The sequence below is a fragment of the Bradyrhizobium stylosanthis genome, from assembly GCF_001641335.1.
Taxonomy (GTDB): domain Bacteria; phylum Pseudomonadota; class Alphaproteobacteria; order Rhizobiales; family Xanthobacteraceae; genus Bradyrhizobium; species Bradyrhizobium stylosanthis.
In genome coordinates, this window is the sequence record NZ_LVEM01000001.1 from 979,925 (window position 1) to 992,757 (window position 12,833).

Here is a 12,833-nt window from a genome sequence, read left to right on the forward strand (position 1 = left end):
TTGGGAGCAGTGAAAAATAAATCGATGACAATGTCAACGATCTTCTAAATGCCTCTTAATCGCATTTGAGGAGAACGGCGGGGCCGCGGCGGCTCAGGCTTGGCAGGGCCGGGCTTTCTTGGCAGAGGTGGATGATGAACGAGACACCGAGCAGGGAGGGGTGGACGGCCCCCGAGGCGAGCAAGAGCGAACCGGCGCCGGTCACCGTGATGCTGTCGTCGCGGCTGATGGTGCTGGCCAATCTGCTCAAGCGCGGTGCCATCCTCCGCTACAAGCGGCTGACGGGATTGTCCTCCGTCGAGTTCGGTCTCGTTGCCTCGCTCGGCCGGCGTCCGCCGATGAGCGTGGCGCGGCTCGCCGAGGCGGTCGGCCAGGACAAGGGGCAGATCAGCCGCGCGCTGGCCAATCTGGTGTCGCGCAAGCTGATCGCGAAGTCGGCAAATCCGAAAGATAGCCGCGAGGTGCTGATCTCGCTCACCGCGGCCGGCCTTGCGGCGCATGACGCGATCGTCGAAGGCGCGCAGGAGCGCAACCGTCGTCTGTTGGAAAGTCTGAGCCCCGCCGAGTTCGAGATGCTGCTGCAGCAGGTCGATCAGCTCACGGCGATCGCCGCCGACATGCTCGAGAGCGAGAAGAACGCGCGCTGACGCTTCGATCGTGCCCGGGAACAATGGATCGGTTCTAAGAGCCGCTCTAAGAAGTTTTCAATTAGGGAAATCGCGCGCGCTCACATAAGCGTCGCCCTGGGCGCATGCCGTTGCCGGGACACGGCGGCATGACGCAGCAAACATGCAGCTTCGGGGTGGCGCGTTGAACAGTCTTGGAATGCTGCGGTCTGCCGTTTTGGCGACCGCATCCGCTTGGGTTTTGGTGCCGCAGGCATCGCTCGCACAATCGTCCGCGCAAAGCGGCGCGGAGAACCTGCCGTCGGTGACGGTCACCGCACCGGAAGCGCGCCGCCGCGCGCCCGCGGCTGCGGTACGCAGCGCGCCGCGGCGGTCGGTGCAGACAGTAAACAGGAGCAAGCCGCAGCCGCAGCGCAATGCCGGTTTCGTCGAGACGGCGCGCGGCCCGGTGAACGGCTATGTCGGCAAGCGCAGCTCGTCCGGCACCAAGACCGACACGCCGATCATGGAGACGCCGCAATCGGTGTCCGTCATCGGTGCGGAGCAAATTCGCGACCAGAAGCCGAACAAGCTCGACGAAGTGCTGCGCTACACCGCCGGTGTGCGGGCAGGGACCTTCGGCGCGGATACGCGCAACGATTGGTGGCTGATCCGCGGCTTCAAGTCCGACGATGTCGGTCTGTTCCTTGACGGCATGCAGTTGTTCTACACGTCCTACGCGAGCTGGAAGCTCCAGCCCTTCAACATGGAGCGCGTCGAGGTGCTGCGCGGTCCGTCTGCGGTGCTCTATGGCGGATCGAGCCCGAGCGGCATCGTCAACGTCATCAGCAAGATGCCGCCGGCGGCGCCGATCCGCTACGTCGAGACCGGCGTCAACAATTTCGGCAATGCCTATGTCGGCTTCGATGTCGGCGGGCCGGTCGCAACACAGCCCCAGGATGGCGAGCTGTTCTACCGCGTCGTCGGCCAGGTCCAGAACGGCCCGACGCAGGTCAACTTCACGCCCGATAACAACTACTTCATCGCACCGTCGGTGACCTGGAAGCCGGATGCCGACACCACGTTCACGGTGCTGGCGTCGGCCTCGAAGCAGGACACCCGCGGCATCAACTTCCTGCCCTATGTCGGTACGGTGACGAATGCCTCGTATGGCAAGATTCCGACCAGTTTCTTCGGCGGCGATCCCAGCGTAGACAAGTTCACGCGCGAGCAGGAGATGCTCGGCTACCAGTTCGAGCGCCATCTCACCGAAGACCTCACGTTCCGGCAGAACGCGCGGTTTGCGCATATCGACCTGACCTATCGCGGCTATGTCGGCAACGACGCCAATCAGGCGACCGCCACGCTCAATCGCTACAATTGGTATGCGAAGAACACGGCCAATCAGGCTGATCTCGACAACCAGCTCGAATATCGCTTCAACACCGGCCCGGTGAGGCACACCATGCTGTTCGGCGTCGATCTGAAGGGCTATCAGATCGACGATTATCAGGCCTTCGGGTTCGGCGTGCCCTCAATCAGCATCTTCAATCCCGTCTACGGCGGAGCCGAAACGCCGCTGCCGACCACGCCGTTCCGCAACTTCCTGATCACGCAGAAGCAGGCCGGCACCTATCTCCAGGACCAGATGAAGCTCGGCAATTTCACGCTGGTCCTGAGCGGGCGGAATGATTGGGTCGAGACGACGCAGGACGCCCGCGACACGGGTGCCAGTGTCGACAGCCGCAACGACAGCAGGTTCAGCGGCCGTGCCGGGCTGATCTACAATTTCGACAACGGCATTGCGCCCTACGTCTCTTACTCGACCAGCTACAATCCGATCATCGGCCTCAATGCGCAGAACAAGCTGTTCCTGCCGGAGACGGGCAAGCAGGCTGAGATCGGTGTGAAGGTCGCACCGAAGGGTTTCGACGGCTATTTCACGGTCTCGGCCTTCGATCTGGTCCGTCAGAATGTTGCGACGACACTGCCGGGCAGTGTTCCGGTTCTGCAGAACCAGACCGGCGAGGTGACCTCGCGCGGCATCGAGCTCGAGGCGGTCGCCAACGCCACCAAGGAACTGAAGCTGATCGGCGCGTTCACCGCCTATCATCTGTTCAACAGCAAGGACCTCGATCCGACCCTGGTCGGCAAGACCCCGACCAACACGCCTGAGATGCTGGTCTCTGGCTGGGCGGACTACACCTTCAAGGACGGACCGCTCGAGGGCTTCGGCTTCGGTGGCGGCGTCCGCTATATCGGCTCGTCCTGGGCCGATACCGCCAACACCCTCGAGGTTCCCGCGGTGGTGCTCGGCGACCTCGCGCTCCACTACGAATGGCAGAACTGGCGCACGGCCCTCAACGTCATCAACCTGACCGACAAGATCTATGTCGCGAGCTGCGCGTCGGCCACGTCCTGCTTCTACGGCGACCGCCGGCGGGTCACCGCCAGCGTCTCCTACAAATGGTGAGGCCAGGGTGAGGACAGGCGAGGGCAGTCTCGCGCCTGCCTGATCCCGTCCGCCTCCTGTCCTGACGACCGGACGACCGCCGATCTTCCGTTGGGGAGACGATGAGCTCCAGGCCATGCCCCCCGGCCGAAAGCTCATGCGAGCGCGGCGCGTGCGACGACCCAGCAAGTCGCCGCCGCGCTCGCGGTCGGTCGGGTCCGGAGCCGCCCCGACGCATTCGCCAGACGGGCCCCGGACCCGTCGTGATGCATGGCTCGTCCGATTGCCTCTGCCGTGCTGGTCCTGCCCATGGCCGAGATCATCTGCGCGGTGCCCGCAGTGCCCGTCGGCAATATGTCGCCGGGGTGACGGAAAGGGCCTCCGCACCGCGTCATGGCCCGGCCATGGGTGCGCTGCCACACGAAAAATCCGAGCATTTTGCCCCGATGCTGCGTGACGGAGAGCCGCCGCGCTCTATGCACCGCAATCTCGGAACGGCCGCCGTGCAAAACTGCCGTCACCCTTGCTGGGCTGGGCGATCTGCTCCATACCAGCCGCGGGGTGATTCCGGGATTTCCACCGTTCTGGGGCGACAAAGGGCCTAAAAAGAGCGTGTCTTGCGCCCATTGGTGCACTGCGCTAAGGCTCAGAATAATTCCAAATCGGGACGAATCCGCGGCTCCCCCGACGTCGCGGGAAAAAGGGCTCGCCAATGAGCGGCATTCTGCAGAACTATCTTCCACTCGTCGTCTTCATAGGGGTAGCGGGCCTCATCGGCCTCGTGCTGCTGATCGCGCCGTTCATTGTCGCGTTCCAGCAGCCGGACCCGGAAAAGCTGTCGGCGTATGAGTGCGGATTCAACGCCTTCGACGACGCGCGAATGAAGTTCGACGTCCGCTTCTATCTGGTCGCCATCCTCTTCATCATCTTCGACCTCGAGGTGGCGTTCCTGTTTCCCTGGGCGGTGGCGTTCGGCAAGCTTGGCGCGACCGGCTTCTGGTCCATGGTGGTGTTTCTCGCCGTGCTGACGGTCGGGTTCGCCTATGAATGGAAGAAGGGAGCACTCGAATGGGATTGAACCCTGCAACGTCCGCCGGTCCGGTGATTGCGCCGGCCCCCAAGGGCATTCTGGATCCGTCGACCGGCAGGCCGGTCGGGGCCAATGATCCGTTCTTCCTCGAGGTCAACTCCGAGCTGTCCGACAAGGGCTTCTTCGTGGCTGCGACCGACGACCTCATCACCTGGGCCCGCACCGGCTCGCTGATGTGGATGACCTTCGGTCTCGCCTGTTGCGCCGTCGAGATGATGCAGGTGTCGATGCCGCGCTACGACGTCGAGCGCTTCGGCTTCGCCCCGCGTGCCTCGCCGCGCCAGTCCGACGTGATGATCGTCGCCGGTACCCTGACCAACAAGATGGCCCCGGCGCTGCGCAAGGTCTACGACCAGATGCCCGAGCCGCGCTACGTCATCTCGATGGGCTCGTGCGCCAATGGCGGCGGCTACTATCACTATTCCTACTCGGTCGTGCGCGGCTGCGACCGCATCGTGCCGATCGACATCTACGTGCCGGGCTGCCCGCCCACGGCGGAAGCGCTGCTGTACGGCGTGCTGCTGCTGCAGAAGAAGATCCGGCGCACCGGCACCATCGAACGCTAAGGTTTTACGTCATGGACGACGGCAAGCTCGACGCCCTTGGGCAAACGATCGTTAGCGCGCTTCCGGGCGCCGCCACCGGTCACACGGTGGCCTTCAACCAGCTCACGGTTGATGTCGAGGCCAGCAAGATTGTCGAGGTGGTCAAGTACCTCCGCGACGATCCGAATTGCCGTTTCGTCAACTTCACCGACATTACGGCCGCCGACTATCCGTCGCGCGACAAGCGCTTCGACGTGATCTACCACTTCCTGTCACCGACCCTGAACACCCGCATCCGTCTCAAGGCGCAGGCCGACGAGACCACGCAGGTGCCGTCGTTGATCGAAATTTTCCCCGGCGCCGACTGGTTCGAGCGCGAGGCCTACGACCTCTACGGCGTGTTCTTCGTCGGCCACCCCGACATGCGCCGCATCCTCACCGATTACGGTTTCGAGGGTCACCCGCTGCGCAAGGACTTCCCGCTCACCGGTTTCGTCGAGGTCCGCTACGACGACCAGGAGAAGCGGGTCGTGTACGAGCCCGTCCGGCTCAACCAGGAATTCCGCAAGTTCGATTTCCTCTCGCCGTGGGAAGGGGCGGACTATCCGCTTCCCGGTGACGAGAAGGCGGGACCGAAGGCCTGATCATGAACGAGCAACCCGAACAGCTTCGCAATTTCACCATCAACTTCGGGCCGCAGCATCCGGCGGCGCACGGCGTGCTGCGCCTGGTGCTGGAGCTTGACGGCGAGATCGTCGCCCGCGTCGATCCCCATATCGGCCTGCTTCACCGCGGCACCGAGAAGCTGATCGAGCAGAAAACCTATCTCCAGGCGATCCCGTATTTCGACCGCCTCGACTACGTCGCGCCGATGAACCAGGAGCATGCCTTCTGCCTCGCGGCCGAAAAGCTGCTCGGCATCGAGGTGCCGCGCCGCGGCCAGCTCATCCGCGTGCTCTATTGCGAGATTGGCCGCATTCTCTCTCACCTCCTCAACGTCACCACGCAGGCGATGGACGTCGGCGCGCTGACCCCGCCGCTGTGGGGCTTCGAAGAGCGCGAAAAGCTGATGGTGTTCTACGAGCGCGCCTCCGGCAGCCGCATGCATGCAGCCTTCTTCCGCGTCGGCGGCGTGCATCAGGACCTGCCGCAGAAGCTGGTCGACGACATCGAGGCCTGGTGCGATCCGTTCCTGAAGGTCGTGGACGATCTCGACCGCCTGCTCACCGCCAACCGCATCTTCAAGCAGCGCAACGTCGACATCGGCGTGGTGCCGCTGAAGGAAGCCTGGGAGTGGGGCTTCTCCGGCGTGATGGTGCGCGGCTCGGGCGCGGCCTGGGACCTGCGCAAGTCGCAGCCCTATGAATGCTACGCCGAGATGGATTTCGACATCCCGATCGGCAAGAACGGCGACTGCTACGACCGCTACCTGATCCGCATGGAAGAGATGCGCCAGTCCGTGCGCATCATGAAGCAGTGCATCCAGAAGCTGAACGCGGCCGACGGGAAGGGCGCCGTCGTCGTCGAAGACAACAAGGTCGCTCCGCCCCGCCGCGGCGAGATGAAGCGCTCGATGGAAGCGCTGATCCACCACTTCAAGCTCTATACCGAAGGCGTTCACGTGCCGGCCGGCGAGGTCTACGCCGCGGTCGAGGCGCCCAAGGGCGAGTTCGGCGTCTATCTCGTCTCCGACGGCACCAACAAGCCCTACAAGTGCAAGATCCGCGCGCCGGGCTTTGCCCATCTGCAGGCGATGGACCACATCTGCCGCGGCCATCTGCTCGCCGACGTCTCGGCCATTCTCGGCTCGCTCGACATCGTGTTCGGAGAGGTCGATCGGTGATGGCGCAGGCGCCAATCCAGTTTGACCGCGCCTCGGGGGCCCTTGAAGGGGCCAACCTGTGGGAGCGGACGGCTGCGTTGGCGCTGGTGACGGGATCGAAGATCTCCTCGCACTTCTCGCACATGGGCTACATCGCCTGCGCCAACCTGCTGCGGAAGACGCTGCCGGAGCGCAACATCGCGATCAGGCTCAATCCCGACGCCGTGTTCGAATTCCCGTATGGCGACGGCTATTGGAGCAAGCTGCTCAACCGCTCGTACAATTACGAAGACGAGCTCGAGCTGCTGTTTTCCGACTCCATCGACGTCGACTACACGCTGCTCGATTGCGGCGCGAATTACGGCTACTGGTCGGTGCTGGTCTCGAGCAAGCCGTTCGGCGCACACAAGGCGATCGCGATCGAGCCGTCCGGGCAGAACTATCCGAAGCTCGCCAACAACGCCCGCGTCAACGCTGGTCGCTTCGAGACCATGAAGTGCGCGATCGGCTCCGCCCGCGGCACCGCGCGTCTGTCGGGCACCAAGCACGAGGCCTTCAGCATCGCCGGCGATCCGTCGGCGGGCGGCGAGGACGTGCCGGTCATTTCGCTCGACAACCTCATCGACGACGGCAAGGTCGCGGCATCGGGCAAGTACCTGATCAAGCTCGACGTCGAGGGCGTCGAGATCGAGGCGATCAAGGGCGGCGCCCGGCTGCTCCAGGCCGACAGCGTCATCATGTGCGAGGAGCACGGCAGCGACCGCTCCCATGCGGTGTCGCGCTACATCCTCGAGCAGACCCCGCTGAAGCTGATCGTGTTCGATCCGCGCAGCAACCGGATGGAGACCGTGACCGAGCTGTCGATCCTCGACCGCATCAAGGTCTCGACCCACGTCGGCTACAACGTTTTCGGCACCGCAAGCGCATTCTGGCAGGACAGGATCGAAGCCCTCAATGCCAAGACCGCGCGCCGCATGCAGTGAGAGATTGAAGATATGTCCGTTCGCCGATTAGCACCGAAGGAAGTCCAGCCCGCGAGCTTCGCGTTCACGGAGGAGAACCTCGCATTCGCCAAGCAGCAGATCGCGAAATATCCGGCCGGCCGGCAAGCCTCCGCGGTCATCGCCATTCTCTGGCGCGTCCAGGAGCAGCACGAGGGCTGGGTCTCGGAAGCCGCCATCCGCGCCGTCGCCGACCTGCTCGACATGCCCTATATCCGCGTGCTGGAGGTCGCGACCTTCTACACGATGTTCCAGCTCGCCCCGGTCGGCAAGAAGGCGCACGTCCAGGTCTGCGGCACCACGCCGTGCCGGCTGCGCGGCGCCGAGGATCTGATCCACGTCTGCGAGCACCGCATCCATCACGAGCCCTTCCATCTGTCCAAGGACGGCAATTTCAGCTGGGAGGAGGTCGAGTGCCTCGGCGCCTGCGTGAACGCGCCGATGGTGCTGATCGGCAAGGACACCTATGAGGACCTGACCAAGGAAAGCTTCGGCAAGGTGCTCGACGGCTTCGCTTCGGGCAATCCGCCCAAGCCCGGTCCGCAGAACGGTCGCCAGTTCTCGGCGCCGAACGGTGGGCCGACCACGCTGAAGGAGATCACCTGATGCGTGATCTCTCGTCGCCGGCCGTGCAGGGGAGCGGTGCCATGAAGAAATGGGGCTTCATCGCGATGCATGCCGCCGTGGCGGCTGCCTTCATCTTTCTCCTGCAACGCTTCAGCCTGAACGCGTCGCTGGAATCCAGCCTGCTCTGGGCGCTGACGTTTGGCGTCTGCGCCGCCGGGCTTGCCTACAAGCAAGCCAACCGTTGATCGGAAAGCACTGATATGCTCGAGGACAAGGACCGCATCTTCAAGAACCTCTACGGCCTCCACGACTGGGGGCTCGAGGGTGCGCGGCGCCGCGGCGCCTGGGATGGTACGAAGAACATCATCGACAAGGGTCGCGACTGGATCATCAACGAGATGAAGGCGTCGGGCCTGCGCGGCCGCGGCGGCGCAGGCTTCCCGACCGGCCTGAAGTGGTCCTTCATGCCGAAGGAATCGACCGACGGCCGTCCGAGCTATCTCGTTGTCAACGCCGACGAGTCCGAGCCCGGCACCTGCAAGGATCGCGAGATCATGCGGCACGATCCGCATCTCCTGATCGAAGGCTGCCTGATCGCGAGTTGCGCGATGAACGCGCACACCTGTTACATCTATGTCCGCGGCGAGTTCATCCGGGAGCGCGAGCACCTTCAGGCCGCGATCGACCAGGCCTATGATGCCAAGCTCGTCGGCAAGGACAACGTCAACGGCTGGCCGTTCGACATCTACGTCGCCCACGGCGCCGGCGCTTACATCTGCGGCGAAGAGACCGCGCTGCTCGAAAGCCTCGAAGGCAAGAAGGGCCAGCCGCGCCTGAAGCCGCCGTTCCCGGCCAACGTCGGCCTCTATGGCTGCCCGACCACCGTCAACAACGTCGAGTCCATCGCCGTTGCGCCCGACATTCTCCGTCGCGGCGCCGCCTGGTTCGCCGGCATCGGCCGTCCGAACAATGTCGGCACCAAGCTCTTCTGCATCTCCGGTCATGTCGAGCGGCCCTGCAACGTCGAAGAGGCCATGGGCATTCCGTTCCGTGAGCTGATCGACAAGCATTGCGGCGGCATCCGCGGCGGCTGGGACAACCTCAAGGCCGTGATCCCCGGCGGCTCGTCGGTGCGCATGGTGCCGGCCGAGCAGATCATCGACACGCCGATGGATTTCGACAGCCTGAGCAAGCTGCGCTCGGGCCTCGGCACTGCGGCCGTGATCGTGATGGACAAGTCCACCGACCTGATCCGCGCCATCGCCCGCATTTCGTACTTCTACAAGCACGAGAGCTGCGGCCAGTGCACGCCGTGCCGCGAGGGCACCGGCTGGATGTGGCGCGTCTTGACCCGCATGGCCGACGGCCGCGCCCACAAGCGCGAGATCGACATGCTGCTCGAAGTGACCAAGCAGGTCGAAGGCCACACCATCTGCGCGCTCGGCGACGCGGCGGCCTGGCCGATCCAGGGCCTGATCGCGCATTTCCGTCATGAGATCGAAGCGCGCATCGACCAGTATTCGCACAAGGCCGACATCGACGATATCGGCGTCCGCGATCCCGTGAACATGGTCGCGGCGGAGTAGAGAGAATGACCAAGCTCATCATCGACGGCAAAGAGATCGATGTCCCCGCCGAATACACGCTGCTTCAGGCGTGCGAGGCGGCCGGCGCCGAGATTCCGCGCTTCTGCTATCACGAGCGCCTGTCGATCGCCGGCAATTGCCGGATGTGCCTCGTCGAGGTGAAGGGCGGCCCGAAGCCGGTCGCGAGCTGCGCCTGGGGCGTGCGCGACTGCCGTCCGGGTCCCAAGGGCGAGCCGCCGGAGATCTCGACGCGTTCGCCGATGGTGAAGAAGGCGCGCGAAGGCGTGATGGAGTTCCTTCTCATCAACCATCCGCTGGACTGCCCGATCTGCGACCAGGGCGGCGAGTGCGACCTGCAGGACCAGGCGATGGGCTATGGTGTCGACACCAGCCGCTTCGCCGAGAACAAGCGCGCGGTCGAGGACAAGTACCTCGGCGCGCTGGTCAAGACCTCGATGAACCGCTGCATCCAGTGCACGCGCTGCGTCCGCTTCTCGGCGGAAGTCGCCGGCGCCCCCGAGATGGGCGCGACTGGCCGCGGCGAGGACATGGAGATCACGACCTATCTCGAGCACGCCCTGACCTCGGAATTGCAGGGCAATCTCGTCGACATCTGCCCGGTCGGCGCGTTGACCTCGAAGCCCTATGCTTTCGCGGCGCGCCCGTGGGAGCTCGGCAAGACCCAGTCGGTCGACGTCATGGATGGCGTCGGCTCGGCGATCCGCGTCGACACCCGCGGCCGCGAAGTGATGCGCGTGCTGCCGCGCATCAACGAGGCCGTGAACGAGGAGTGGATCTCGGACAAGACCCGTCACATCGTCGACGGCCTGCGCACCCAGCGCCTCGATCGGCCCTATATCCGCGAGGCCGGCAAGCTGCGCGCGGCGAGCTGGCAGGAGGCCTTTGCCGCGATCGCTGCGAAAGCGGCACGTACCGACGGCAAGCGCATCGGCGCGATCGCAGGCGATCTCGCCGGCGTCGAGGAGATGTTCGCGCTGAAGGACCTGCTGTCGAAGTACGGCTCGGGCAATCTGGCGGTGCAGGGCGGTGACGCCTTCGATCCCGCGCTCGGCCGCGGCTCCTACATCTTCAATCCGACGCTGGTCGGTGTCGAGCAGGCGGATGCGCTGCTCATCATCGGCGCCAATCCGCGCAAGGAAGCGGCTGTGTTCAACGCCCGCATCCGCAAGCGCTGGCGCGCCGGCGGCTTCAAGGTCGGCGTCATCGGCGCCAAGGCCGATCTCACCTACGACTATGACCATCTCGGCGCAGGCACCGAGACGCTCGGCGAGCTCGCAGCCGGCAAGCACTCCTTCATGGACGTGCTCAAGAACGCCAAGCACCCGATCATCCTGGTCGGCGCGGGCGCGGCTGCCCGTCACGACGGCGCCGCCATTCTCGCCGCCGCCGCCAAGCTCGCGCTCGACGTCGGCGCGCTCAAGGACGGCTGGAACGGGTTTGGCGTGCTGCACGAGACCGCCTCGCGCGTCGGCGCGCTCGATATCGGCTTCGCCGCCGGTCAGGGCGGCCTGAACGCCGCGCAGATGACGACCTTCGGCACGCTCGACCTGTTGTTCCTGCTTGGCGCCGACGAGATCAAGGCGCCGGACGGCACCTTCGTCGTCTACATCGGCACCCATGGCGACCGCGGTGCGCACCGCGCCGACGTGATCCTGCCGGCCGCCGCCTACACCGAGAAGTCCGCGATCTACGTCAACACCGAAGGCCGCGTGCAGATGACCGGCCGCGCCGCGTTCCCGCCGGGCGAAGCCCGCGAGGACTGGGCAATCATCCGCGCGCTGTCGGAAGCGCTCGGCAAGAAGCTCGGTTACGACTCGCTTGCCGCGTTGCGTCAGGCGGTCTTCAAGGCCGTGCCGCACCTGATCCGTCTCGACCAGATCGAGGCCGGCTCCGCCGACCAGATCAAGAAGCTGGCAGGCAAGGGCGGCTCGCCCGAGAAGGCGCCGTTCAAGCCGCTGGTCGAGGACTTCTATTTGACCAACCCAATCGCGCGTGCGTCCGCCGTGATGGCGGAATGCTCGCGGCTTGCCTCCGGGCAGATGCTGACCGCAGCGGAGTGAGCTGATGGAATTCTTCGAAAGCGCATTCTGGACCGGCTTCCTCTGGCCGCTGATCATCATGGTCGCGGAGAGCGTCCTGGTGCTCGTCGTCCTCCTGGTCGCGATCGCCTACATCCTGCTCGCCGACCGCAAGATCTGGGCGGCGGTGCAGATCCGCCGCGGCCCGAACGTGGTCGGCCCGTGGGGCCTGCTGCAGTCCTTCGCCGACCTGCTCAAGTTCGTGCTGAAGGAGCCGATCATCCCGGCCGGCGCCAACAAGGGCGTGTTCCTGTTGGCGCCGCTGGTGTCGTGCGTGCTCGCGCTCGCGGCCTGGGCGGTGATCCCGACCAATCTCGGCTGGGTGATCTCCGACATCAATGTCGGCATCCTCTTCATCTTCGCGATCTCGTCGCTGTCGATCTACGGCATCATCATGGCCGGCTGGTCGTCGAACTCGAAGTATCCGTTCCTGGCGGCGCTGCGCTCGGCGGCGCAGATGGTGTCCTATGAAGTCTCGATCGGCTTCGTCATCATCACGGTGCTGCTCTGCGCCGGCACGCTGAACCTGTCGGCCGTGGTCGAGGCCCAGCATGTCCGCGGTCTCGCCAGCCTGATCGGCCTGCCGCAGCTCACCATCCTCAACTGGTATGTCTGGCCGCTGTTCCCGATGTTCGTGGTGTTCTACGTCTCGGCGCTGGCGGAAACCAATCGTCCGCCCTTCGATCTCGTCGAAGCGGAATCCGAGCTCGTCGCCGGCTTCATGGTGGAATACGGATCGACCCCGTACCTGCTGTTCATGCTCGGCGAGTACGTCGCGATCGTCACGATGTGCGCGATGGCCACGATCCTGTTCCTCGGGGGCTGGCTGCCGCCGGTGGACCTGCCGCCCTTCAACTGGGTGCCGGGGATCATCTGGTTCTCGTTGAAACTGTTCTTCATGTTCTTCCTGTTCGCGATGGCAAAGGCGATTGTGCCGCGCTACCGCTACGACCAACTCATGCGTCTCGGCTGGAAGGTGTTCCTGCCGCTGTCGCTGGCGATGGTGGTCGTGGTGGCGGGCGTGCTGCAGTTCGCCGGCATCGCGCCGAAGTGAGGGCCGTCATGG

12 protein-coding genes are annotated in these 12,833 nt (G+C 64.7%); all 12 read left to right on the top strand.

The features are described 5' to 3' along the window. Positions 1-134 precede the first annotated feature (134 nt). The 12 genes from A7X65_RS04890 to nuoH all read left to right on the top strand — a co-directional run bounded on the left by A7X65_RS04890 (position 135) and on the right by nuoH (position 12,821). Complete coding sequence (locus A7X65_RS04890) at positions 135-647, top strand: MarR family winged helix-turn-helix transcriptional regulator (RefSeq protein WP_063683167.1); 513 nt, start codon at positions 135-137, stop codon at positions 645-647. Between the two features lie 178 nt (positions 648-825). After that, entirely contained in the window at positions 826-3,078 is a 2,253-nt protein-coding gene (locus tag A7X65_RS04895; RefSeq protein ID WP_063683168.1) for a TonB-dependent siderophore receptor, read from the top strand. Positions 3,079-3,769: 691 nt separating this feature from the next. Further along, positions 3,770-4,135 (top strand): NADH-quinone oxidoreductase subunit A, encoded by a 366-nt coding sequence (locus A7X65_RS04905; protein ID WP_008136158.1) that lies wholly within the window; start codon positions 3,770-3,772, stop codon positions 4,133-4,135. Beyond that, positions 4,126-4,713, top strand: coding sequence for a NuoB/complex I 20 kDa subunit family protein (locus A7X65_RS04910; protein WP_063683170.1), 588 nt, complete (start codon positions 4,126-4,128; stop codon positions 4,711-4,713). Before A7X65_RS04905 ends, A7X65_RS04910 begins: the two co-directional genes overlap by 10 nt. Positions 4,714-4,724: 11 nt before the next feature. Further along, positions 4,725-5,336: an NADH-quinone oxidoreductase subunit C gene (locus A7X65_RS04915; RefSeq protein ID WP_063683171.1), complete on the top strand. Its 612-nt coding sequence runs from the start codon at positions 4,725-4,727 to the stop codon at positions 5,334-5,336. Positions 5,337-5,338: 2 nt separating this feature from the next. Then, positions 5,339-6,535 carry an NADH-quinone oxidoreductase subunit D gene (locus A7X65_RS04920; RefSeq protein WP_063683172.1) on the top strand — a complete coding sequence of 399 codons (1,197 nt, stop codon included), beginning with the start codon at positions 5,339-5,341 and terminating at the stop codon, positions 6,533-6,535. After that, positions 6,535-7,497 (top strand): FkbM family methyltransferase, encoded by a 963-nt coding sequence (locus tag A7X65_RS04925; RefSeq protein WP_063683173.1) that lies wholly within the window; start codon positions 6,535-6,537, stop codon positions 7,495-7,497. Before A7X65_RS04920 ends, A7X65_RS04925 begins: the two co-directional genes overlap by 1 nt. A gap of 12 nt (positions 7,498-7,509) precedes the next feature. Further along, positions 7,510-8,121, top strand: a complete 612-nt coding sequence (nuoE, locus tag A7X65_RS04930) for an NADH-quinone oxidoreductase subunit NuoE (RefSeq protein WP_063683174.1) — start codon at positions 7,510-7,512, stop codon at positions 8,119-8,121. After that, complete coding sequence (locus tag A7X65_RS04935) at positions 8,121-8,327, top strand: hypothetical protein (protein WP_082884827.1); 207 nt, start codon at positions 8,121-8,123, stop codon at positions 8,325-8,327. Before nuoE ends, A7X65_RS04935 begins: the two co-directional genes overlap by 1 nt. A gap of 15 nt (positions 8,328-8,342) precedes the next feature. Next, entirely contained in the window at positions 8,343-9,668 is a 1,326-nt protein-coding gene (nuoF, locus tag A7X65_RS04940; RefSeq protein ID WP_063683175.1) for an NADH-quinone oxidoreductase subunit NuoF, read from the top strand. 5 nt (positions 9,669-9,673) lie between these two features. Then, on the top strand, positions 9,674-11,749 hold the full coding sequence (gene nuoG, locus A7X65_RS04945; protein ID WP_063683176.1) for an NADH-quinone oxidoreductase subunit NuoG: 2,076 nt from the start codon (positions 9,674-9,676) through the stop codon (positions 11,747-11,749). Between the two features lie 4 nt (positions 11,750-11,753). Further along, positions 11,754-12,821, top strand: coding sequence for an NADH-quinone oxidoreductase subunit NuoH (gene nuoH, locus A7X65_RS04950; RefSeq protein WP_156527639.1), 1,068 nt, complete (start codon positions 11,754-11,756; stop codon positions 12,819-12,821). The last annotated feature ends 12 nt before the right edge of the window (positions 12,822-12,833 follow it).